16 protein-coding genes are annotated in these 19469 nt (G+C 71.7%); 11 read left to right on the forward strand and 5 right to left on the reverse strand.

What is annotated here, in order from left to right; all coding sequences use genetic code 11:
* Positions 1-204 precede the first annotated feature (204 nt).
* The 9 genes from ASG32_RS34310 to ASG32_RS01450 all read left to right on the forward strand — a co-directional run bounded on the left by ASG32_RS34310 (position 205) and on the right by ASG32_RS01450 (position 9811).
* Positions 205-345, forward strand: a complete 141-nt coding sequence (locus ASG32_RS34310; protein WP_020091584.1) for a hypothetical protein — start codon at positions 205-207, stop codon at positions 343-345.
* 482 nt (positions 346-827) lie between these two features.
* Complete coding sequence (locus ASG32_RS01415; protein WP_020091582.1) at positions 828-917, forward strand: K(+)-transporting ATPase subunit F; 90 nt, start codon at positions 828-830, stop codon at positions 915-917.
* Between the two features lie 23 nt (positions 918-940).
* Positions 941-2656, forward strand: a complete 1716-nt coding sequence (gene kdpA, locus ASG32_RS01420; protein ID WP_056521664.1) for a potassium-transporting ATPase subunit KdpA — start codon at positions 941-943, stop codon at positions 2654-2656.
* A 1-nt stretch (position 2657) separates the two neighbouring features.
* Positions 2658-2852, forward strand: a complete 195-nt coding sequence (locus ASG32_RS01425; RefSeq protein ID WP_056521668.1) for a hypothetical protein — start codon at positions 2658-2660, stop codon at positions 2850-2852.
* 106 nt (positions 2853-2958) lie between these two features.
* Positions 2959-5049 (forward strand): potassium-transporting ATPase subunit KdpB, encoded by a 2091-nt coding sequence (kdpB, locus tag ASG32_RS01430; RefSeq protein ID WP_056521672.1) that lies wholly within the window; start codon positions 2959-2961, stop codon positions 5047-5049.
* Positions 5050-5070: 21 nt separating this feature from the next.
* Positions 5071-5676 (forward strand): K(+)-transporting ATPase subunit C, encoded by a 606-nt coding sequence (locus ASG32_RS01435; protein ID WP_056521675.1) that lies wholly within the window; start codon positions 5071-5073, stop codon positions 5674-5676.
* A 200-nt stretch (positions 5677-5876) separates the two neighbouring features.
* Entirely contained in the window at positions 5877-8594 is a 2718-nt protein-coding gene (locus ASG32_RS01440; protein ID WP_056522257.1) for a sensor histidine kinase KdpD, read from the forward strand.
* A complete protein-coding gene (locus ASG32_RS01445; protein ID WP_056521678.1) occupies positions 8591-9319 on the forward strand; it encodes a response regulator transcription factor in 729 nt (242 codons plus the stop codon). Before ASG32_RS01440 ends, ASG32_RS01445 begins: the two co-directional genes overlap by 4 nt.
* A 45-nt stretch (positions 9320-9364) precedes the next feature.
* Entirely contained in the window at positions 9365-9811 is a 447-nt protein-coding gene (locus tag ASG32_RS01450; protein ID WP_056521681.1) for a PTS sugar transporter subunit IIA, read from the forward strand.
* A 16-nt stretch (positions 9812-9827) separates the two neighbouring features.
* Here the strand turns inward: ASG32_RS01450 and ASG32_RS01455 are convergent, their stop codons facing one another.
* Genes ASG32_RS01455 through ASG32_RS01465 form a run of 3 tightly spaced genes read right to left on the reverse strand, consistent with a single transcriptional unit; the run spans position 9828 to position 14739 of the window.
* Positions 9828-11168, reverse strand: coding sequence for an NCS2 family permease (locus tag ASG32_RS01455; RefSeq protein WP_056521686.1), 1341 nt, complete (start codon positions 11166-11168; stop codon positions 9828-9830).
* Positions 11168-13903, reverse strand: a complete 2736-nt coding sequence (locus ASG32_RS01460; protein ID WP_056521689.1) for a molybdopterin cofactor-binding domain-containing protein — start codon at positions 13901-13903, stop codon at positions 11168-11170. Before ASG32_RS01460 ends, ASG32_RS01455 begins: the two co-directional genes overlap by 1 nt.
* Positions 13900-14739: an FAD binding domain-containing protein gene (locus ASG32_RS01465; protein WP_056521692.1), complete on the reverse strand. Its 840-nt coding sequence runs from the start codon at positions 14737-14739 to the stop codon at positions 13900-13902. Before ASG32_RS01465 ends, ASG32_RS01460 begins: the two co-directional genes overlap by 4 nt.
* A 173-nt stretch (positions 14740-14912) precedes the next feature.
* Here ASG32_RS01465 and pucL point away from each other — a divergent pair, with 173 nt between their 5' ends.
* Both pucL and ASG32_RS01475 read left to right on the forward strand, forming a co-directional pair.
* On the forward strand, positions 14913-15755 hold the full coding sequence (gene pucL, locus ASG32_RS01470) for a factor-independent urate hydroxylase (protein WP_056521695.1): 843 nt from the start codon (positions 14913-14915) through the stop codon (positions 15753-15755).
* A gap of 413 nt (positions 15756-16168) precedes the next feature.
* On the forward strand, positions 16169-17653 hold the full coding sequence (locus ASG32_RS01475) for a PAS domain-containing methyl-accepting chemotaxis protein (protein ID WP_056521697.1): 1485 nt from the start codon (positions 16169-16171) through the stop codon (positions 17651-17653).
* 25 nt (positions 17654-17678) lie between these two features.
* Here ASG32_RS01475 and ASG32_RS01480 read toward each other — a convergent pair whose 3' ends face one another.
* The gene (locus ASG32_RS01480) at positions 17679-18380 is read right to left on the reverse strand and encodes an HWE histidine kinase domain-containing protein (protein WP_244491760.1); all 702 of its coding nucleotides are present in this window, start codon (positions 18378-18380) and stop codon (positions 17679-17681) included.
* Between the two features lie 233 nt (positions 18381-18613).
* On the reverse strand, positions 18614-18802 hold the full coding sequence (locus tag ASG32_RS33655) for a hypothetical protein (protein WP_157861888.1): 189 nt from the start codon (positions 18800-18802) through the stop codon (positions 18614-18616).
* Between the last annotated feature and the right edge of the window lie 667 nt (positions 18803-19469).

Below are 19469 nucleotides of genomic sequence, written 5' to 3' on the forward strand. Positions count from 1 at the left end.
CCGCGCCGAACCGGGATCCGGCGCCCACGACTTACCGCCCCGCGTCCTGCACGCGCTCGATCCGCGCTTTCTCGGGCTGACGGGCGCGCCGGCCCCCCATCCTGATGACATCCCTATGCCGGACGCCCCGCACGCGTCTTGGTCCCTCACGGCCGATGCGGACGTGGTCGCGCCATCGGGCATCAGCCCGGATGGAGCCTCCGCATGCCGATCGTCCGTTACATCCTCGCCGAGTGCAGGGCCGACCGCGTCTTCGCGCTGATGGTCGTCGCGCTCGGCGGGTGGTCCGCCGTGTCCCTCGCGCTGCTCGCGCTGAACGTCTTCGAACCCCTGCGGGTCCAGTGAGCGCCGGAGTCGCGCCGCCCTGTCGCGGCGACGCCGCGTCGCCGTCCGGCACGGCACCCCCGGGGTTATCCATCCAGCCGCTGGCGGGCCGCTGCCGCGTCTGCGGCCTCGCCTACGGCGGCATCCTCGGCCGCGAGGCGGGGGTGATCCGGCTCGATCGCGCCCGGTGGCGCCGTCTCTGCCCGGGCGCGGCGTGGCTGACCGTGCCGGCCGCCTGCGCGGGTCTCCGGGCCAGCTTCGGCGGGGACGCCGGATCCTAACGCGGCCCTTATAAACTCTCGCCCGGTCCTCGCTCGAACCCTAACGCGGTTCCCGGCGACACTGCCGGTCGGCCAAGGCCGGCCGCGGAGCCTCCGCGGCCGGTCCGCCGAACCGGACCCGACCACCATGCTCGACATCGTCTTCCTCGCAGCGGGCCTCGCCTTCTTCGCCGCGGCGGCCGGCTACGCGGCCGCCTGCGACCGGCTCTGAGAGAGGCCGCCATGACCCTCGATCTCGCCCTCGGCGCCTGCGTGACCGCCGGCCTCCTCGTTTACCTCACCTACGCCCTCGTCCGCCCCGAGCGGTTCTGAGCGGCCCTGACGGATCTCCCCCCATGACCCTCAACGGCTGGATCCAGATCGCGCTGTACGGCGCGATCGTTCTGGCGCTCGTGAAGCCCCTCGGGTCGTACATGACCCGCGTCTTCACCGGAGAGCGCACCCTCCTCTCGCCCGTTCTCGGACCGATCGAGCGCGGGCTCTACCGCGTGTCCGGCATCGATGACCGCCAGGAGCAGCACTGGCTGGCCTATACGGGCGCGGTCATCCTGTTCCACGTGCTGGGCTTCGCGGTGCTCTACGCGATCCTGCGCCTGCAGGCGGTACTGCCGCTGAATCCGGCCGATCAGAGCGCGGTGGCGCCCGATCTCGCGTTCAACACGTCGACCAGCTTCATCACCAACACCAACTGGCAGTCTTACGGCGGCGAGACCACGCTGTCGTACCTGTCCCAGATGCTGGGCCTGACGCACCAGAACTTCCTGTCGGCGGCGACCGGCATCGCGGTCGCGGTGGCGCTGATCCGCGGGTTCGCCCGCGCCTCCAGCGGCACGATCGGCTCGTTCTGGGTCGATGTGACCCGCGCGACCCTCTACGTGCTGCTGCCGATCTGCATCCCCTACACGCTGTTCCTGGTCTGGCAGGGCATGCCGCAGACGCTCAGCGCCTACGCGGACGCCACGACGCTGGAGGGCGCCAAGCAGACCATCGCGCTGGGCCCGGTCGCGAGCCAGGTGGCGATCAAGATGCTCGGCACCAACGGCGGCGGCTTCTTCAACGCCAACGCCGCGCACCCCTTCGAGAACCCCACCGCCCTGTCGAACTTCGTCCAGATGGCCTCGATCTTCGCGATCGGCGCCGCGCTGACCAACGTCTTCGGCCGCATGGTCGGTGACGAGCGTCAGGGCTGGGCGATCCTCGGCGCCATGGGAATCCTGTTCCTGGCCGGCGTCGCCGTCACCTACTGGGCCGAGGCCAACGGCAGCTCGGTGCTCAGCAGCTTCGGGCTCACCGGCGGCAACATGGAGGGCAAGGAGGTCCGCTTCGGGATCAGCGCCTCGGCGCTGTTCGCAGTCATCACCACGGCGGCCTCCTGCGGCGCGGTGAACGCGATGCACGACTCGTTCACGGCGCTCGGCGGCCTGATCCCGCTGCTCAACATGCAGCTCGGCGAGGTCATCATCGGCGGCGTCGGCGCCGGCCTCTACGGCATGCTGATCTTCGTCATCGTGGCGATCTTCGTGGCGGGCCTGATGGTCGGCCGCACCCCCGAATACCTCGGCAAGAAGATCGAGGCGAAGGAGGTGAAGATGGCCATGCTCGGCATCCTCTGCCTGCCGCTGATGATGCTGGGCTTCACCGCCCTGGCGACGGTGGTGCCGGCGGGCCTCGCCGGCCCGGCCAATGCCGGCCCGCACGGCTTCTCGGAGATCCTCTACGCCTACACGTCGGCGGCGGCCAACAACGGCTCGGCCTTCGGCGGGCTGACGGCCAACACGCTGTTCTACAACAGCACGCTCGCCGTCGGCATGCTGGTCGGCCGGTTCTTCGTGAAGATCCCGGTGCTCGCCATCGCGGGCTCGCTCGCGGCCAAGAAGACGGTCCCGGCCTCCGCGGGCACGTTCCCCACCCACGGTGGTCTGTTCGTCGGGCTGCTGGTCGGCGTCGTGCTGATCATGGGCGGCCTGACCTTCTTCCCGTCGCTCGCGCTCGGCCCGATCGTGGAGCACTTCGCGGGCGCGGCCGGCCAGACCTTCGCGACGGGGGGCTGAGATGCCGCGCGCTTTCCCCGCCCGGCGCGTCCCGCGCCACCACCTCGCGCTGCACCGCCCTCCACTGCGGCACGACCGCGACGGCGCCCAGCCCCTGCGGACCTCCGACCTCATCCTGGCGCTCCTCGGCGTCGTGATGCTCGGCGGCTTCGCCCTGCTGGCCGCCTACGCGCTGACCCTCGGCGCCGTGGGCTGAGCCTCCGCAACGCTGAACGCGCGCGCAGCGAAGCGCGGCCCTGAGTTGCTTCGCTCCGCTCGCAAGGACGGCAGCCTCACTTCAATCTCTCCTCCGGACATCTCCCATGTCGCGTCAGACGTCATCCCTGTTCAGCGCCGCCCTGATCGGGCCGGCCCTCCTCGGCTCGGTACGAAAACTCGATCCGCGGGCCATGATCCGAAACCCGGTCATGTTCGTGGTCGAGGTCGTGGCGCTCCTCACCACCGTGCTGTTCGTCCGCGACCTCGTCACCGGCGGCAGCGACCTGCTCTTCTCGGGCCAGATCATCCTCTGGCTGTGGTTCACCCTGATCTTCGCCAACTTCGCCGAGGCCCTCGCGGAGGGTCGCGGCAAGGCCCAGGCCGACAGCCTGCGGCGCACCCGCACCGAGATGACCGCCAAGCGCCTCATTGGGCAGGGCCGGGCCTTCGAGACGGTGCCGGGCACCTCGCTCAAGGTCGGCGATGTCGTCCTGGTCGAGGCCGGCGACCTGATCCCCTCCGACGGCGAGGTGATCGAGGGCGTCGCCTCCGTGAACGAGGCGGCCATCACGGGCGAATCCGCCCCGGTGATCCGCGAATCCGGCGGCGACCGCTCGGCGGTGACCGGCGGCACGCAGGTCCTCTCGGACGAGATCAAGGTCCGCATCACCGCCGCGGCCGGCTCGACCTTCGTCGACCGGATGATCGCCCTCGTGGAGGGCGCCTCGCGGCAGAAGACGCCGAACGAGATCGCCCTGAACATCCTGCTCGCCGGCCTCACCATCGTGTTCGTCTTCGCGGTGGCCTCGATCCCCAGCTTCGCGAGCTACGCGGGCGGGTCGATCCCCGTGATCGTTCTGGTCGCCCTGTTCGTCACGCTGATCCCGACGACCATCGGCGCGCTGCTCTCGGCGATCGGCATCGCCGGGATGGACCGACTGGTCCGCTTCAACGTGCTCGCCATGTCGGGCCGCGCCGTGGAGGCGGCGGGCGACGTCGACACCCTGCTCCTCGACAAGACCGGCACGATCACCCTCGGCAACCGGCAGGCCACCGAGTTCCGCCCCGTCCGCGGCGTCAGCGAGCAGGATCTCGCCGACGCGGCGCAGCTCGCCTCGCTCGCCGACGAGACGCCGGAGGGCCGCTCCATCGTGGTGCTGGCCAAGGAGAAGTACGGCATCCGCGCCCGCGACATGGCGAGCCTGAACGCCACCTTCGTGCCGTTCACCGCGCAGTCGCGGATGTCCGGGGTGGATCTGCAGGGCACGTCGATCCGCAAGGGCGCCGTCGATGCCGTCATCGCCTCGGTCTCGGGCCAGCCCATCGCCTCGCGCGGCTCCAACGTCGCCCTGGCCGTCCGCCCCGAGGCCGAGACCGGCGTCGTGACCGAGATCCGCGCCATCGCGGAGGAGATCGCCAAGGCCGGCGGCACGCCGCTCGCCGTGGCCAAGGACGGCCGCCTGCTGGGCGTGGTCTACCTCAAGGACATCGTGAAGGGGGGCATCCGGGAGCGCTTCGCGGAGCTGCGCCAGATGGGCATCCGCACGGTGATGATCACCGGCGACAACCCGATGACCGCGGCGGCGATCGCCGCCGAGGCCGGCGTCGACGACTTCCTCGCCCAGGCGACTCCGGAGGACAAGCTCGCGCTGATCCGCAAGGAGCAGGCGGACGGCAAGCTCGTCGCCATGTGCGGTGACGGCACCAACGACGCCCCCGCCCTCGCCCAGGCCGATGTCGGCGTCGCCATGAACACCGGCACCGTCGCGGCCCGCGAGGCCGGCAACATGGTCGACCTCGACAGCGACCCGACGAAGCTCATCGAGATCGTCGGCATCGGCAAGCAGCTGCTGATGACCCGCGGCGCGCTGACGACCTTCTCGATCGCCAACGACGTGGCCAAGTACTTCGCCATCATCCCGGCGATGTTCCTCACGCTCTACCCGCAGCTCCAGGCGCTGAACGTCATGGGCCTGGCCTCGCCGCAGAGCGCGATCCTGTCGGCGATCATATTCAACGCCCTGATCATCGTGGCGCTGATCCCGCTGGCCCTGCGCGGCGTCACCTACCGGGCCGTCGGCGCGGCCGCGCTGCTGCGCCGGAACCTCCTGATCTACGGCCTCGGCGGCGTCCTCGTGCCCTTCGTCGGCATCAAGGCCATCGACCTCGCCGTCAGCGCCCTCCACCTCGCCTGAACCGGTCCCCGGAGACCCGCCATGCTCAACCAGCTTCGCCCCGCCCTGGTCCTGCTCACCGCCCTGACGGCGATCACCGGCCTCGCCTACCCCCTCGCGATGACGGGTCTCGCCGGTACCATCTTCCCCGCGAAGGCCGCCGGCAGCCTGATCGCGCGCGACGGCACGGTCGTCGGCTCCAGCCTGATCGGCCAGAACTTCACGGGCGCCGGCTACTTCCACGGCCGGCCCTCGGCGACGACGGCGCCGGACCCGTCCGACGCCTCGAAGACGGTGCCGGCGCCCTACAACGCGGCGAACTCGTCGGGCTCAAACCTCGGTCCGACCAGCGCCGCCCTCGCCGAGCGGGTGAAGGGCGATCTCGACGCGCTCAGGGCCGAGAACCCGGATGCGCCCGTCCCGGTCGACCTCGTCACGACCAGCGGCTCGGGCCTCGACCCGGACATCTCGCCCGAGGCCGCCTACTTCCAGGTTCCCCGCGTCGCCAAGGCCCGCAACATCCCAGCGGACAAGCTGCGCGCGCTGGTGTCGTCCCGCATCGAGGCGCGCACCCTCGGCATCCTGGGTGAGCCGCGCGTCAACGTGCTGGCGCTGAACCTCGCGGTCGACGATCTCGCCCGTCGCTGAGGTGCGCCCGGCAGCAGGGGGGACCCCGAAGCTGCGCTGCGGATCCCGCTTCGTCTTTGCGAGCGAAGCGAAGCGAAGCGAAGCGAAGCAATCCAGCCGCGCCACGTCCACCGGCGTCCCGCTGCTCTGGGTTGCTTCGCTCCGCTCGCAATGACGCGACGATCCCGCGTTGTCCGCGGCGTTTTGCTAAGATGGCGATCATGCCCGAGACCGGCCGCGACCCGACCCGCCCCTCCCCCGACGCCCTGCTCGAAGCGGCGCGCCGGGAGGAGCGGACGCGTGGCCGACTGAAGGTGTTCCTCGGCGCCGCCCCCGGGGTCGGCAAGACCTACGAGATGCTGACCGTCGGGCGGGCGCGGCTGAAGGCAGGGCTCGACGTCGTGGTCGGCGTGGTCGAGACGCACGGCCGCGCCGAGACCGAGGCCCTGCTCGACGGGTTCGAGACGATCCCCCGCCGTTCCGTTCCGTATCACGGCACCGTCCTGCAGGAGATGGACCTCGACGCCCTGCTGGCGCGCCGGCCGGCCCTCGCCTTGGTCGACGAGCTCGCCCACACCAACGCCTCGGGCTCGCGCCACCCGAAGCGCTACCAAGATGTCGAGGAGCTGCTCGATGCCGGCATCGACGTCCTGACGACGCTCAACATCCAGCACGTCGAGAGCCTCAACGACGTGGTGGCGTCGATCACCCGCATCCGGGTGCGCGAGACGGTGCCGGACGGCGTCCTCGACCGGGCGGACGACATCGAGGTCGTGGACCTCAACCCCGACGACCTGATCCAGCGCCTGAAGGACGGCAAGGTCTACGTCCCGACGCACGCCGAGCGCGCGCTCAAGCACTACTTCTCGCGCGGCAACCTGACGGCGCTCCGCGAGCTGGCGCTCCGGCGCACCGCCGACCGGGTCGACGACGAGCTGCTCGGCCACATGCGGGCCAACGCGATCGCCGGTCCCTGGGCAGCGGGCGAGCGCGTGCTGGTCTGCGTGAACGAGGATCCCCGCTCCGCCGGCCTCGTGCGCCACGCCAAGCGCCTGGCCGACCGCCTGCACGCCCCCTGGACGGCGCTCTCCATCGAGGGCGCGCGGGCGGCGGCCCTGAGCGAGGCCGAGCGCGACCGCATCGCCGAGGCCCTGCGGCTCGCCGACCGCCTCGGCGGCGATGCCGTCACCCTGCCGGGCGGGCGCCGGATCGCCGACGACGTGCTCGACTACGCGCGCTCGGCCAACGTGAACCACATCGTCGTCGGCAAGGCGAACCGCTCATGGCTCTTCGAGCTGGTCAACGGATCGGTTGTGTACGACCTCGTGCGGCACAGCGGCGCGATCAGCGTGCACGTCGTCCCCGGCGAGGCCGTCCCGGACGAGAAGCCGGCGCGCCGCGCCGTGGCGGTGACCGCGCCGCGCCCGGGGCGCGACGCGCGGCCCTACGCGATCGGACTGGCGGCGATCGCCGCGGGCCTCGGCGCGGCCATCGTCGCGGAACCCTACGCGGGCGTCGAGAACGCCGACCTGTTCCTGCTGACCGCGGTCGTGGCCGTGGCGGTGCGCTGGGGCCTCGGGCCGTCCCTCGTCTCGGTGGTGGCGGCCTCGCTCGCCTACAACTTCTTCTTCCTGCCGCCGGTCTACACGCTCACCATCGCCGATCCGACCAACGTCGCGGCGTTCCTGCTCTTCACCCTGGTGGCCGTCCTGGTCTCGAACCTCGCCTCCCGCGCCCGCCGCGTCGCGGTGGTCAGCCAGGGCCGGGCGCGGGCCACGGAGCGGCTCTTCGGCTTCTCGCGGAAGCTCGCCGCCTGCGGCACCCTCGACGACGTGCTCTGGGCCACCTGCGCCCAGGTCGCCGCGATGCTGAAGGTGCGCGTCGTCCTCCTGCTGCCGGACGGCCAGGCCGTCACGGTGCGGGCGGGCTACCCGCCCGAGGACATGCTGGACGAGGCCGATCTCGCGGCCGCGCAGTGGGCCTTCGACAACGACCGGCCCGCGGGCCGGGGCGCCGACACGCTGCCGGGCGCCAAGCGCCTGTTCCTGCCGATGCGGACCGGGCGCGGGACGATCGGGGTGATCGGCCTCGATTCCGACGGCACCGGACCGATCCTGTCGCCGGAGGGCCGCCGCCTCCTCGACGCCCTGGCCGACATGGGCGCTCTGGCCATCGAGCGGGTCCGGCTCGTGGAGGATCTCGACCGGGCCGAGCGCGCGGCCGAGACCGACCGCCTGCGCCAGGCGCTGCTCACCTCGATCAGCCACGACCTGCGCACGCCGCTCGCCTCGGTCCTGGGCGCGGCCAGCACCCTGCGCGACCTCGAGGCGGCGCTGCCCGCGGACGCCAAGGCGGAACTGCTGGCGACGATCATCGAGGAATCGGAGCGGCTCAACCGCTTCATCGCGAACCTCCTCGACATGACCCGGCTGGAGGCCGGCGCGGTGGCGCCGAACCTCTCCGCGCAGGACGTGGCCGAGACCGTCGACACCGCCCTGCGCCGCACCCAGAAGATCCTCGCCGAACACAGCGTCGCCGTGGAGGTCGAGGCCGACCTGCCGCCGCTGGCGCTCGACCCGGTCCTGTTCGAGCAGGTCCTGGTCAACCTCCTCGACAACGCCGCCAAGTACGCGCCCGAGGGCTCGACCGTGACGGTGCGCGCGCGCCGCGCGGACGACCGAATCCGGATCGCCGTGCTGGACGAGGGGGACGGCCTGCCCGAGGCGGATGTCGAGCGGGTCTTCGACAAGTTCTACCGCGTCCGGAAGGGCGACCGTGTCCGGGCCGGCACCGGGCTGGGCCTCGCCATCTCCCGGGGCTTCGTCGAGGCGATGGGCGGCACCGTCACGGCCGAGAATCGCCCCGACCGCGGCGGCGCCTGCTTCACCGTCAGCCTGCCGGTTCCGGCCCGGAGCGCGCCCAGGGACATCGCCGCATGAGCCCCACGATCCTGGTCGTCGACGACGAGCCGCCGATCCGCAAGCTCCTCCGCATGGGCCTGGCCACCCAGGGCTACGCCATCCTGGAGGCGCCCGATGCCCGGACCGCCCTGGCGCTGCTCGGCCGGGAGGGCGTCGATCTCGTGATCCTCGATCTCGGCCTGCCCGACATGCGCGGCCACGACCTGCTGCGGTCGGTTCGATCGAGCCATCCCGACCTTCCGGTCGTCGTCCTGTCGAGCCGCGACGACGAGAGCGGCAAGGTCGAGGCGCTCGATCTCGGCGCCAACGACTACGTGACCAAGCCGTTCGGCATGGCGGAGCTGCTGGCGCGCCTGCGGGCCGCCATGCGCCACCAGCTCGCCGCGCGGGGCGAGCGGCCGATCTTCCGCGTCGACTCCCTGTCCGTCGATCTGGTCCGCCGGATCGTGAAGGTCGACGAGGCCGAGGTGAAGCTGACGCCGCGCGAGTACGATTTCCTGCGCGTCCTGGTCCTGCATGCCGGCAAGGTGCTCACCCACGCGCAGCTGATGCGCTCCGTGCCGTCCTCGTCCGATCCGCAATACCTGCGCGTCTACGTGCGCCAGCTCCGCCAGAAGCTGGAGGCGGATCCCGAGCGCCCGCGGATCTTGCTGACCGAGACCGGTGTCGGCTACCGCCTGCGCGCGCCCGACGACGAGCCGGCCCCGCCGCACCGCGGCGCCGGCGGCGCGACCGCCCATTGATCCCGAGGACGAGCCGATGTGTCCCAGCGCCCGCGATCCCGCGCGATGAGTGTGGACCGGATCCTCGCGCCCTCCGACGCGCTCGTCGGCCTGCGCGCCGCCGGCAAGGGCGCGCTGCTCGAGGAGCTGGCGCGCCGCGCCGCCGGCGCCCTCGGCCTCGCCGCGGAGACGATCCTCCCCGCGCTGATCCGGCGCGAGAGCCTGGGCTCGACCGGGGTCGGCGACGGCATCGCCCTGCCGCACGCGCGGCTCGAGGGCATCGCGCGCCCCTACGGGATCCTGGCCCGGCTCCGCGACCCGATCGATTTCGACGCGGTCGACGATCGGCCGGTGGACCTCGTCGTCCTGCTGCTGCTCCCGGCCGTCGCCGAGGGCGAGACGCTGAACGCGCTGGCCTGCGTGGCGCGGCGCCTGCGCGACCCCGGGGCCGCCGCGGCGATGCGCGCCGCGCGGGACGCGGCGGCGCTCTACGCGGCCGCGACGGGCCGGTAAGGGCGCCGCGCGGCCGTCAGTGCGCGCCGCCGGTCTCGACGAACTTGAACAGGAAGACCGCGGCGATCACCCAGACGATCGGCTTCACCTCCCGGGCGCGGCCCGCCAGCAGCTTCAGCGCCGCGTAGGTGATGAACCCGCAGGAGACGCCGGTGGCGATCGAGTAGGTGAACGGCATCAGCAGGGCCGTGACGCAGGCCGGCACGACCTCGGTGATATCGTCCCAGTCGAGCTCGACCAGCTCGCGCAGCATCAGGCAGGCGACATAGAACAGCGCCGGCGCCGTGGCGTAGGCGGGCACCGCGCCCGCGAGCGGCGCGAAGAACAGGCAGGCGAGGAACAGCACCGCCACGGTGGCGGCCGTGAGCCCGGTGCGGCCGCCCTCCTCGACGCCGGAGGCGCTCTCCAGATAGGCCGTCGTGCTCGACGTGCCGAGGAGCGAGCCCGCGAAGACCGAGACGGAATCGGCCATCAGCGCCCGGTCGAGGCGGCGCATCTTCCCGTCGGTCAGGAGTCCGGCCCGGCTCGCCACGCCCATCAGCGTGCCCGTGGCGTCGAACAGCTCCACCAGGAACAGGACCAGGATGACGTGGAGCAGGCCCGCCGAGAGGGCACCCGGGATGTCGAGGGCGAACAGGGTCGGGGCGATCGAGGGCGGCAGGGAGACGATTCCCTGGAAGGTGTTGCCCGCGAAGACGAAGCTCAGCGCCGTGACGGTGAGGATGCTCGACAGCAGCGCCGCCCGCACCTTCCGGGCGGAGAGGACGGCCACCATCAGGAAGCCCAGCACCGCCAGGATCGCCTCGGGCTTGTGCAGGTCGCCGAGGGTGACGAAGGTCGCCGGGCTCGCCGCGACGAGGCCGGCGTTCTTGAGCGCGATGATCGCCAGGAACAGGCCGATCCCGACCGTGATGGCGATCCGCATCGAGCGCGGGATCCCCTCGACGATCAGCGCGCGCAGGCCTGTCAGCGTGACGATCAGGAAGCACACGCCCGAGATGAACACCGCGCCGAGGGCGGCCTGCCAGCTGAAGCCGAGCTGCTGGACCACCACGTAGGTGAAGTAGGCGTTGAGCCCCATGCCGGGCGCGAGGGCGATCGGGTAATTGGCCCAGAGCGCCATGATCATCGAGCCGAGCGCCGCCACGAGGCAGGTCGCCACGAAAACCGCGCCCCGGGGCATGCCGGCATCCCCGAGGATGCTCGGGTTGATGAAGACGATGTAGGCCATCGTCATGAAGGTGGTCAGGCCCGCGAGCACCTCCGTGCGCACGCTGGTGCCGTGCTCGGCGAGGCGGAAGGTGCGTTCCAGCAAGCCGGGCCTCGACGCCGGCACCGCGTCCCGCGGGCGGTCCATCACGCGTGCCCCGCCCGGCCGGCCGCGACGGCCCGGTAGATCCTGTCGGGCGCGAAGGGGGTCGCGGTCAGGCGAGCCCCGGTCGCGTCCCGGATGGCGTTGCCGAGCGCCGCCGCCACCGGGTTGAACGGCGACTCGCTCATCGACTTGGCGCCGAGGGGGCCGACGCTGTCGTGCGTGTCGGCGAACAGGACCTCGGTGTCGGGCACGTCGGCGCAGGCGGGGATGTGGTAGTCGCGGAACGTCTGGGTAACGAGGCTCCCGTCCGCGGCGACCTGGACGTCCTCGTAGAGCGCCGCGCCGAGCGCCTGCGCGATACCGCCCTCGACCTGACCGCGGCACTGCATCGGGTTGATCACCCGCCCGGCATCGGCGGCGTGGACGCTCCTGAGGATCCGCACCGCGCCGCTCACCGGGTCGACCGCCACCCGGAAGGCGTGGACGTTGAACGCCACCGAGCGCGGGCTGCCGTCGGCCCGGCCCGCCGCGTCCAGAGGGCCGATCGCCGCCAGCGTGACCGGCCCGGCCGGCGTCTCGACCCGCTCCCCGTCGAAGCGGCAGGATTCCGGGGTCGCGCCCGCGACCTCGGCGGCCCGCGTCCGGATCAGGAGCGCGAGCGCCTCGGCGGCGCGCAGCGTCGCCAGACCCGCCACCACCGTGCCGGTGCTCCCGTAGGCGCCGGTGTCGTGCCCGACGATATCCGTGTCCGCGCCCGCGACGCGGACACGCTCCGGCGCGGCGCCGAGCGCCGAGGCCGCGATCTGCCGATGCACCGTGCTGGTGCCGTTGCCGAACTCGGCCGTCCCGACGCGCACGGTGAAGTGCCCGTCGGCGTCCAGGCTGACCCGCGCGTCGGCGTGGTGGCCGCGCGGCGGGATCGTGTCGATCATCGCCATCGCCATGCCGGTCCCGGCGCGCCAGCCGGGTTCCGGCTCGGGCCCCGGATCGGACCGCAGCGCCTCCTCGACCAGGGTGAGGCACTGGTCGAGCCCGTAGCTGCCGAAGATCACGTCGTGCGGTTCCAGGCTGTTCGACACCATGGCGTCGCCCGGCTTGACGGCGTTGCACCGCCGCAGGGTGAACGGGTCGATGCCGAGTTCGCGGGCGACCTCGTCCAGGGCGGATTCCAGCGCGAAGATCGTCTGGCTCAACCCGTAGCCGCGGAAGGCCCCCGCCGGCACCGTGTGGGTGTAGACGGCGCGGCCGCTCACCTGCTTGTTCGGGCAGACATAGGCGGCCAGCACCTCGTGGCAGGCGTGGTGGATCACGCCGCCCGCGTGGTTCCCGTAGGCGCCGGTGTCGGACAGGACGTCGAGGCTCAGCGCCGTGAGGGTGCCGTCGCGGCGGGCGCCGACCTTCACGTCCACCCGCATCGGGTGGCGCGTCGTCGTCCCGACGAACTGCTCCCGGCGGGTCAGCTCCCAGCGAACCGGCCGGCCGGTGTGCAGGACCGCCAGGGCGACGAGGTCCTCGGTCAGCATCTCCTGCTTGCCACCGAAGCCGCCCCCGACCCGCGCGCAGACGACGCGCACCGCGTCCTTCTCGAGGCCGAACAGGTCCGCCAGCGCGTCCCGGGTCAGGAACGGCACCTGGGTGCTGGTGCGCAGCGTCAGGCGGCCGTCCTCGGCGCGCCAGCCGATGCAGCCGTGGGTCTCCATGGCGGCGTGCTGGACGCGCTGCGACCGGAACGTCCCGGCGTAGACGAAATCGGCCTCGGCGAGGCCCGCCGCCACGTCGCCGACCGCGCCGCGCACCTCGCCGGCGAGGTTGGGGTGCTGTTCGAGGGGCGGCGCGTCCTCGCCCGGGCAGTCACGGGGATCGTGGACGCGGGGTGCGTCGGAGCCGAGGGCGCGCTCCGGATCGAGGAGCGCCGGGCGCACCTCGTAGGTCACCCGCAGGGCGCGGCAGCCGGCCTCGGCGGCGGCTTCCGTCTCCGCCACCACGGCGGCGACGCGCTGCCCGACGAACCGCAGGATCGGGTCGAGGACCCGCGTGTCGGAGGCGTCGTCGCGCGGATCCTCGTGGCGGGCGGTCGAGAAGCGGCGCGTCGGCGCGTCGGCGTGCGTCAGCACGGCCACGACGCCCGGGATGGCGCGGGCGGCCGTCGCGTCGATCGCGACGATCCGGGCATGGGCGTGCGGCGAGCGCAGCACCTTGAGGTGGAGCGTGTCGCCGAGCGGCGCGTCCATCGTGAAGCGGGCGCGTCCGGACACGACCAGCGGCGCGGCCGGTGCCGCGAGGTTGCGGCCCACAGGATCGCCGCAGCCGCCGCTCTCGACCGAGCGCGCGCTGCCGGCGATGGCCTCGCGCACGGCGCGGTAGCCGGTGCAGCGGCAGAGATTGCCCTTGAGGGCGGTGCCGAGATCCTGCTTCTGACCCTGGTCGAGGCTCGCCGCGGTCATGATCATGCCGGGCGTGCAGAAGCCGCACTGGAAGCCCTGGGCCACCAGAAAGGCTTCCTGCATCGGGTGGAACGCCGCCGGCTCGGCCGCGTCGGCGCGGCAGGGACCGGCCAGCCCTTCGATCGTGGTCACGCTCCGTCCCTCGGCGCGGAAGGCCGGTACCAGGCAGCTGTGCACGGGCTCGCCGTCGAGATGGACCGTGCAGGCGCCGCAATCGCCGGCATCGCAGCCCTTCTTCACGCCGAACCAGCCGGCCTCGCGCAAGTAGGTCCGGAGGCACTGCCCGGCTCTCGGCGCGCCCTCGTGCGCGGACCCGTTGATCGTGAGCTTCATGACGCGGCTCCCGGCGACGGCGCCGCGTCGAGCGACCCGCGGATCTCCTCGGCGAAGTGCCGGGTCATGTGGCGGCGCCAGTCGGGCCGCCCATGGACATCGTCGTGGTAGAGCGCGTCCGGGATCGCCTCGTCCAGCGCCCGCATCAGCGCGGCCGGATCCGGCAGACCGTCGAAGGCGAGGCGCAGCGGGCGTTTGACGGAGGCCGTGACGGTGAGCGCGAAGGCGCCGTCCGGGCCGCGCGTCCCGATCAGCAGCGCGCCGGAGCGCCCGTTCGGGCTGAGGCTGATGCGGCGGAAGGCCGTGCGGCGCGCGAGCGCCGCGGCCGGCATCGACAGGCTCCGCAGGATCTCGCCCGGTGCCAGGGCGTTCCGCTGCGGCGCGAGGACGAAGTCGAGGATCGGGAGCTCCCGCTCGGCCCCGTCGGCGGACCAGATCGTGCAGGTCGCGTCGAGGGCCGTCGCGAGGGCGATCATCGGCCCGGCCGGGAGGGCGAGGCAGACGTTGCCGCCGACCGTGGCCACGTTCCAGATCTTGAAGGAGCCGAGCAGCGCGCGGCAGCACTGGCCCACCAGCGGCGCCGCGTTCCAGCCCGGCGGCAGTTCCAGCCGGTCGAGCTGGGCGATGGTGCAGGTCGCCGCCAGGGTCAGGCCGTCCGCGTCGACCGCGTGCGGTGGCCATCCGAGCGCCGCGAGGTCGACGAGGCGCCGCATCCCGACCTGCGGCTCGGAGAACAGCCACGTCCCGCCTCCCAGGCAGGCATCGCCGTCCGCCCAGGCGGGAAGCTCGGTCCGGCTCCGCGGCCGGACGACGGTCTCGATCGTGTTGAGGTCCATGCCCGCTCGCCGGTCCGAGGCCGGTTCGGCCCGGCCCGACACTATGCCGGTTCTAATCGGGCCCCGGTCAAGCCGCGCCGGCAACTTCGAACCTTGGCGCCCCCACGCACGTCGGCCTAGGATGAATCAGGTTTGCGTGAGATGGCCGGCGGCGGTCCGGATCGGAGATCCCAATGGCCCTGACGGCATCGCGGTACGGCAAGGAACGGGTTCGCGTGCTGCGCCTCGCCCGCGACGGCGACCACCACACGCCGCGCGAGCTGACGCTGTCGGTCATGCTGACCGGGCGCTTCGAGGCGGCCTGGACAGAGGGTGACAACCGCGCCTCCATCGCCACCGACAGCATCCGGAACATCGTCAACGTGACGGCGGCGCGGCATCTCGGGCTCGACGCCGAGGGGTTCGTCGCCGCGGTCGCGCGGGTGCTGCTCGAGACCTACCCGCAGGTCGAGACCGTCACGATCGACGCGGAGGAAGTTCGCTGGCTCCGCCACGCGATCGCCGACGCGCCGCACGGCCACACCTTCACGCGCGACGGGAACGGCGCCGGCTACGTGGGGCTCACCGCCGACCGGACTGGGTCGACCCTGCGCTCCGGATTGCGCGGCTACACCTTCATGAAGACCACGCAATCGGGCTGGACGGGGTTCGTGGCGGACCAGTACCGGACCCTGCCCGACACGACCGACCGCATCGCCGCGACCAGCATGAACGCGACCTGGACCTGGGCCTCGGCGCCGCACGATTACGCCGGAACCAACGCCCGCATTCTCGCGACGCTGTTGACCGTCTTCGGCACCACCTACAGCCGGGGGATCCAGGACAGCATGTACCGGATGGGCGAGGCCGCCCTGGCCGCCGTCCCGGAACTGGCCGAGATCGGCTTCGTCATGCCCAACAAGCACTACCTGCCGATCGACCTGACACCGTTCGGCCTCGACAACCCGGGCGTCGTCTTCCTGCCGACCGACGAGCCCTACGGCCGGATCGAGGCGACCATCGGCCGGACAGACTGATCAATCCGCGCCGCGACGCCCTTCCCAGATTCCCCACGCATCATCGCGCGCCGCGTCGATCGGTGGGCTGTGGATCAGCGGTGCAATCCTACAACCGCAGGCTGGCAAGCGGCGGGCGAACGCGGGCGCCGCACAACGCAAGATAGTCTCGCCCTTGATCTATGCTGTCCCATGGCTTTTCATTAAGTGGGACTGTGCATTTAGCGGCTCACCGCGAATTTCTTGAGCAAAGCGAACCATTTTAACCGCCGCGCAACGGCATCCCATTATCGAAGCCCGCGCTAGAGCCGGGCATCGACAGGTTTATGGTGTCGCCCGGCGCAATAAAAATTTATCTCGATCACGAAATTCTTGATCCGACCGGCTCGGTGCGCGCTTCGGCCGCACCCTCATCTCAGGATGCGGAGACATCGATGTTCGAGGGCGTTCTGGCTGGGAGGGATCACGCGGCCAAACTCGCGGCGTTGAGCCGGTCCCTCGCCACCATCGAGTTCGCGCTGGACGGCACGATCCTCGACGCCAATCCGAACTTCCTGGAAGCCATGGGCTACGCGCTCGAGGAGATCCGCGGCCGGCATCACAGCCTGTTCGTCCCGCCGGCCGAGCGGGAGAGCGAGGCCTATCGGGAATTCTGGGACAAGCTGCGGCGCGGCACCTTCGCCAGCGCCGAGTACAAGCGGCTCGCCAAGGGCGGGCGGGAGGTCTGGATCCAGGCCTCCTACAACCCGGTGCTCGACACGCGCGGCGGACCGGTCAAGATCGTCAAGTTCGCCACCGACATCACCGCCCAGAAGCTCCGCGCCCTCGATCTGGAAGGGCAGATCAGCGCGCTGCACCGCTCGCAGGCGGTGATCGCCTTCGCGCTCGACGGCACGATCCTCACCGCCAACGCGAACTTCCTCGACGCGGTGGGCTATCGGCTCGACGAGATCGTGGGGCGGCATCACAGCCTGTTCGTCGGCGAGGCGGAGCGCGCCAGCGAGGCTTACCGGCTGTTCTGGGCCGCCCTGGCACGCGGGGAGTATCAGTCCGGCGTGTTCAGCCGCACCGGCAAGGGCGGGAGGGAAGTCTGGATCCAGGCGACCTACAATCCGATCACGGACGCGGATGGACGGCCCGTCCGGGTCGTCAAGTTCGCCACCGACATCACCGCCCAGGTCCACGAGCGGCAGCAGCGCGCCGCCGCGCAGAGCGCCATCGGCGCCGAGCTGGACGCCATCGGCGACGCCGTGGCGGATGTGACGCGCCAGGCCGACGCGGCGGTCACGCGGGTGGACCGCGTGTCCGGCGACATCCGCTCGGTGGCCACCGGCGCCGAGCAGCTGTCGGCTTCGGTGGATGAGATCAGCCAGCAGGTGAGCCACGCCGCCGAGATGGCCGGGCAGGCCGTGGAGCAGGCACAGCGCACCGGCCGGATCGTGACCGGCCTCAGCGACCAGGCCGCGCAGATCGGCACGGTGCTGAGCCTCATCGCCGGCATCGCCGCGCAGACCAACCTGCTGGCGCTCAACGCCACCATCGAGGCGGCCCGTGCCGGCGAGGCCGGTCGCGGCTTCGCGGTGGTGGCGTCGGAGGTGAAGACCCTGGCCGCGCAGACGGGGCGCGCGACGGAACAGATCCGCCAGCAGATCGCCTCGACGCAGGCGGCGACCCGGGAGGCCGTCGACGCCATCGACACGATCCAAAGCACGATCCGGTTCCTGGACGCGGCCTCGTCGACCATCGCGGCGGCCGTGGAGGAGCAATCCGCGGTGATGCGCGAGATGTCGGGCACCATGCGGACCGCCGCACAGGACGTCTCCGCGATCTCCGGCGGGATGACCACGATCGCGCGGGCGAGCGGCCGTGCCGACCGCGCGACGCGGCAGGTCCGGGAGACCGCGCGGGCTTTCGGCTGAGGCGATCCGGGCGGTCGCCGCCCAGTCAGCCCGGATCGCCGCCTTCGTCCGCGCGCTCGTCCTCGACCAAGCGCCCGATCCGGGGGATCAGCGGGCAGGTGACCGTGCAGCGCAGGCCGTCGGGCTCGAAGGCGAGCGCGACGGTTGCCCGCAGCTCGTAGCTCAGCATCTCGGTAAGCACCTGCATGCCGAAGCCGCGGCGGCTCGGCTGCGCGACGCCCATACCCCCCGATTCTTTCCAGACGAGCGTCAGGTCGCCGGGCGGGCTCGCCCCGGCGCCGGCGACGACCCAGGTGACGTCGACACCGCCCTTCGAGAGACCGAAGGCGCCGTGCTCGATCGCGTTGCTGCAGAGTTCGTGGACCGCGAGGGCCATCAGCTGCGCGGCCTTCGGCCGGAGGCGCACGGTCGGCCCCGCCAGCGTCGCCTGCTCGCCTTCGCGGATCAGGTGGATCATCAGCTCGTCGGAGATGAGCGTGTGCAGGCTCACCTCGCCGAACGTGTCGGCCGCGACCCGCACGCGCGCGATGGCGTCCAGCCGACCTTCGAGATGCGTCGCGTAGCCGTCAACGGTCTCGGCGGTCTCGGCCGAGAGACGCAGGACCGCCCGCAGCATCGCCAACGTGTCGCGCAAGCCGTGACGCAGACCGTCCGGTGTCCCGGACTCGTCCAGGAGGCGGCGAAGACGGGCGTTGTCCGCTTCGAGGTGCGCGACGCGCGCGGCCATTGCTTGAGGCTCTGCCATATTCGCTCTCTCAGCGCCGAAAGCCGGGAGGTTCCGTTCAGCTCACATAACGTATCGCGGACCTGCGCCAGCATCACAGACCGGAGATTTTCGCTGAACCGGGCGGGAAGTGCCGGCTCGTGCCCGTCTGACCTGATCACGCCCCGCCGCGGAGCGATCATCGAGCTCCGAGATGCTGTCAGCCAATACCGGCGATCATTCGTCCAGGTTTCAGGCTACGTTCTGACCAGAGGCCGATCTTCGACGAGGCACCTCCAAGCCGAACGCGAAGCTTCGGCCTTGATCACCCCGAGCGACAATCCGGCGGCGTCGACGTTCGCGATCATCCCGAGCCGGCCGAATGCCGGATGGCGGTTTCGGCAGGATCCGAGCGTCGTCGTCGGGCCCGGTTCGACCTGCACCATCCGCCGGCGATCCGGAAAACGCCAGCGATAGGGCGGCGGACGCGCCCGCCCAGGGGGCCTCGCATACGCCCCACGCCGGGCCGGAGTCCGACCCTTGTTTCGGTTCGGCTAACCATCCCTGCCCCGGTCGCCTACCCGTGGCCGCACTTCGATGTGCGGGAGACGGATGCGTGGCGGGACAAAGCTTGCGGAAGGCAGGACGGCTGAAGCGGCTCTGGCCCGGGCGCGCGGCTGCCCTTCCGCCGGCACCGCGTTCGCCGGGACTGGCCGACCTGCCTGAAGCGCCGCCGCCGCGCGGTCTCACGGCCTCCGAGCTGATCGCCATGGCGCGCCAAGCCCGGGCCATGTCCGATCAGAGGGATCCGGCAAAAACGACGAGCGTTTCCTGAGGTCTGCCGCACGCTGTCGGGAGGTCGTCATGGGGCTGGTCGCCTTCATCGTCTTCGTCTGTCCCTGGATGGGCATCGCCGGCCTGCTATGGATGCGGGCACAGCAGGCCAAGCCGCTCTGACTGAGGCTCCGTCGCCGCGTCGCCCGGCGATCGTCTCGGCTGCGATATGCCCTCCGAGCAGCCCGCCCGGAGGCATGCCATGGCCCGCGCGTCGGCCTGTATCGAGCCGGTCCTGAAGCACACTGACGGGCGCGGCCGCGCGACTCTCCGGCAGCG

It is taken from the genome of Methylobacterium sp. Leaf361 (genome assembly GCF_001424445.1).
Taxonomy (GTDB): Bacteria; Pseudomonadota; Alphaproteobacteria; order Rhizobiales; family Beijerinckiaceae; genus Methylobacterium.

Bases quoted from the DNA above. Each gene is read 5' to 3' on its own strand.
- ASG32_RS34310 (WP_020091584.1), top strand. From the start codon at position 205: ATGCCGATCGTCCGTTACATCCTCGCCGAGTGCAGGGCCGACCGCGTC.
- ASG32_RS01415 (WP_020091582.1), top strand. From the start codon at position 828: ATGACCCTCGATCTCGCCCTCGGCGCCTGCGTGACCGCCGGCCTCCTC.
- kdpA (WP_056521664.1), top strand. From the start codon at position 941: ATGACCCTCAACGGCTGGATCCAGATCGCGCTGTACGGCGCGATCGTT.
- ASG32_RS01425 (WP_056521668.1), top strand. From the start codon at position 2,658: ATGCCGCGCGCTTTCCCCGCCCGGCGCGTCCCGCGCCACCACCTCGCG.
- kdpB (WP_056521672.1), top strand. From the start codon at position 2,959: ATGTCGCGTCAGACGTCATCCCTGTTCAGCGCCGCCCTGATCGGGCCG.
- ASG32_RS01435 (WP_056521675.1), top strand. From the start codon at position 5,071: ATGCTCAACCAGCTTCGCCCCGCCCTGGTCCTGCTCACCGCCCTGACG.
- ASG32_RS01440 (WP_056522257.1), top strand. From the start codon at position 5,877: ATGCCCGAGACCGGCCGCGACCCGACCCGCCCCTCCCCCGACGCCCTG.
- ASG32_RS01445 (WP_056521678.1), top strand. From the start codon at position 8,591: ATGAGCCCCACGATCCTGGTCGTCGACGACGAGCCGCCGATCCGCAAG.
- ASG32_RS01450 (WP_056521681.1), top strand. From the start codon at position 9,365: ATGAGTGTGGACCGGATCCTCGCGCCCTCCGACGCGCTCGTCGGCCTG.
- ASG32_RS01455 (WP_056521686.1), bottom strand. From the start codon at position 11,168: ATGGACCGCCCGCGGGACGCGGTGCCGGCGTCGAGGCCCGGCTTGCTG.
- ASG32_RS01460 (WP_056521689.1), bottom strand. From the start codon at position 13,903: ATGAAGCTCACGATCAACGGGTCCGCGCACGAGGGCGCGCCGAGAGCC.
- ASG32_RS01465 (WP_056521692.1), bottom strand. From the start codon at position 14,739: ATGGACCTCAACACGATCGAGACCGTCGTCCGGCCGCGGAGCCGGACC.
- pucL (WP_056521695.1), top strand. From the start codon at position 14,913: ATGGCCCTGACGGCATCGCGGTACGGCAAGGAACGGGTTCGCGTGCTG.
- ASG32_RS01475 (WP_056521697.1), top strand. From the start codon at position 16,169: ATGTTCGAGGGCGTTCTGGCTGGGAGGGATCACGCGGCCAAACTCGCG.
- ASG32_RS01480 (WP_244491760.1), bottom strand. From the start codon at position 18,380: ATGGCCGCGCGCGTCGCGCACCTCGAAGCGGACAACGCCCGTCTTCGC.
- ASG32_RS33655 (WP_157861888.1), bottom strand. From the start codon at position 18,802: ATGGTGCAGGTCGAACCGGGCCCGACGACGACGCTCGGATCCTGCCGA.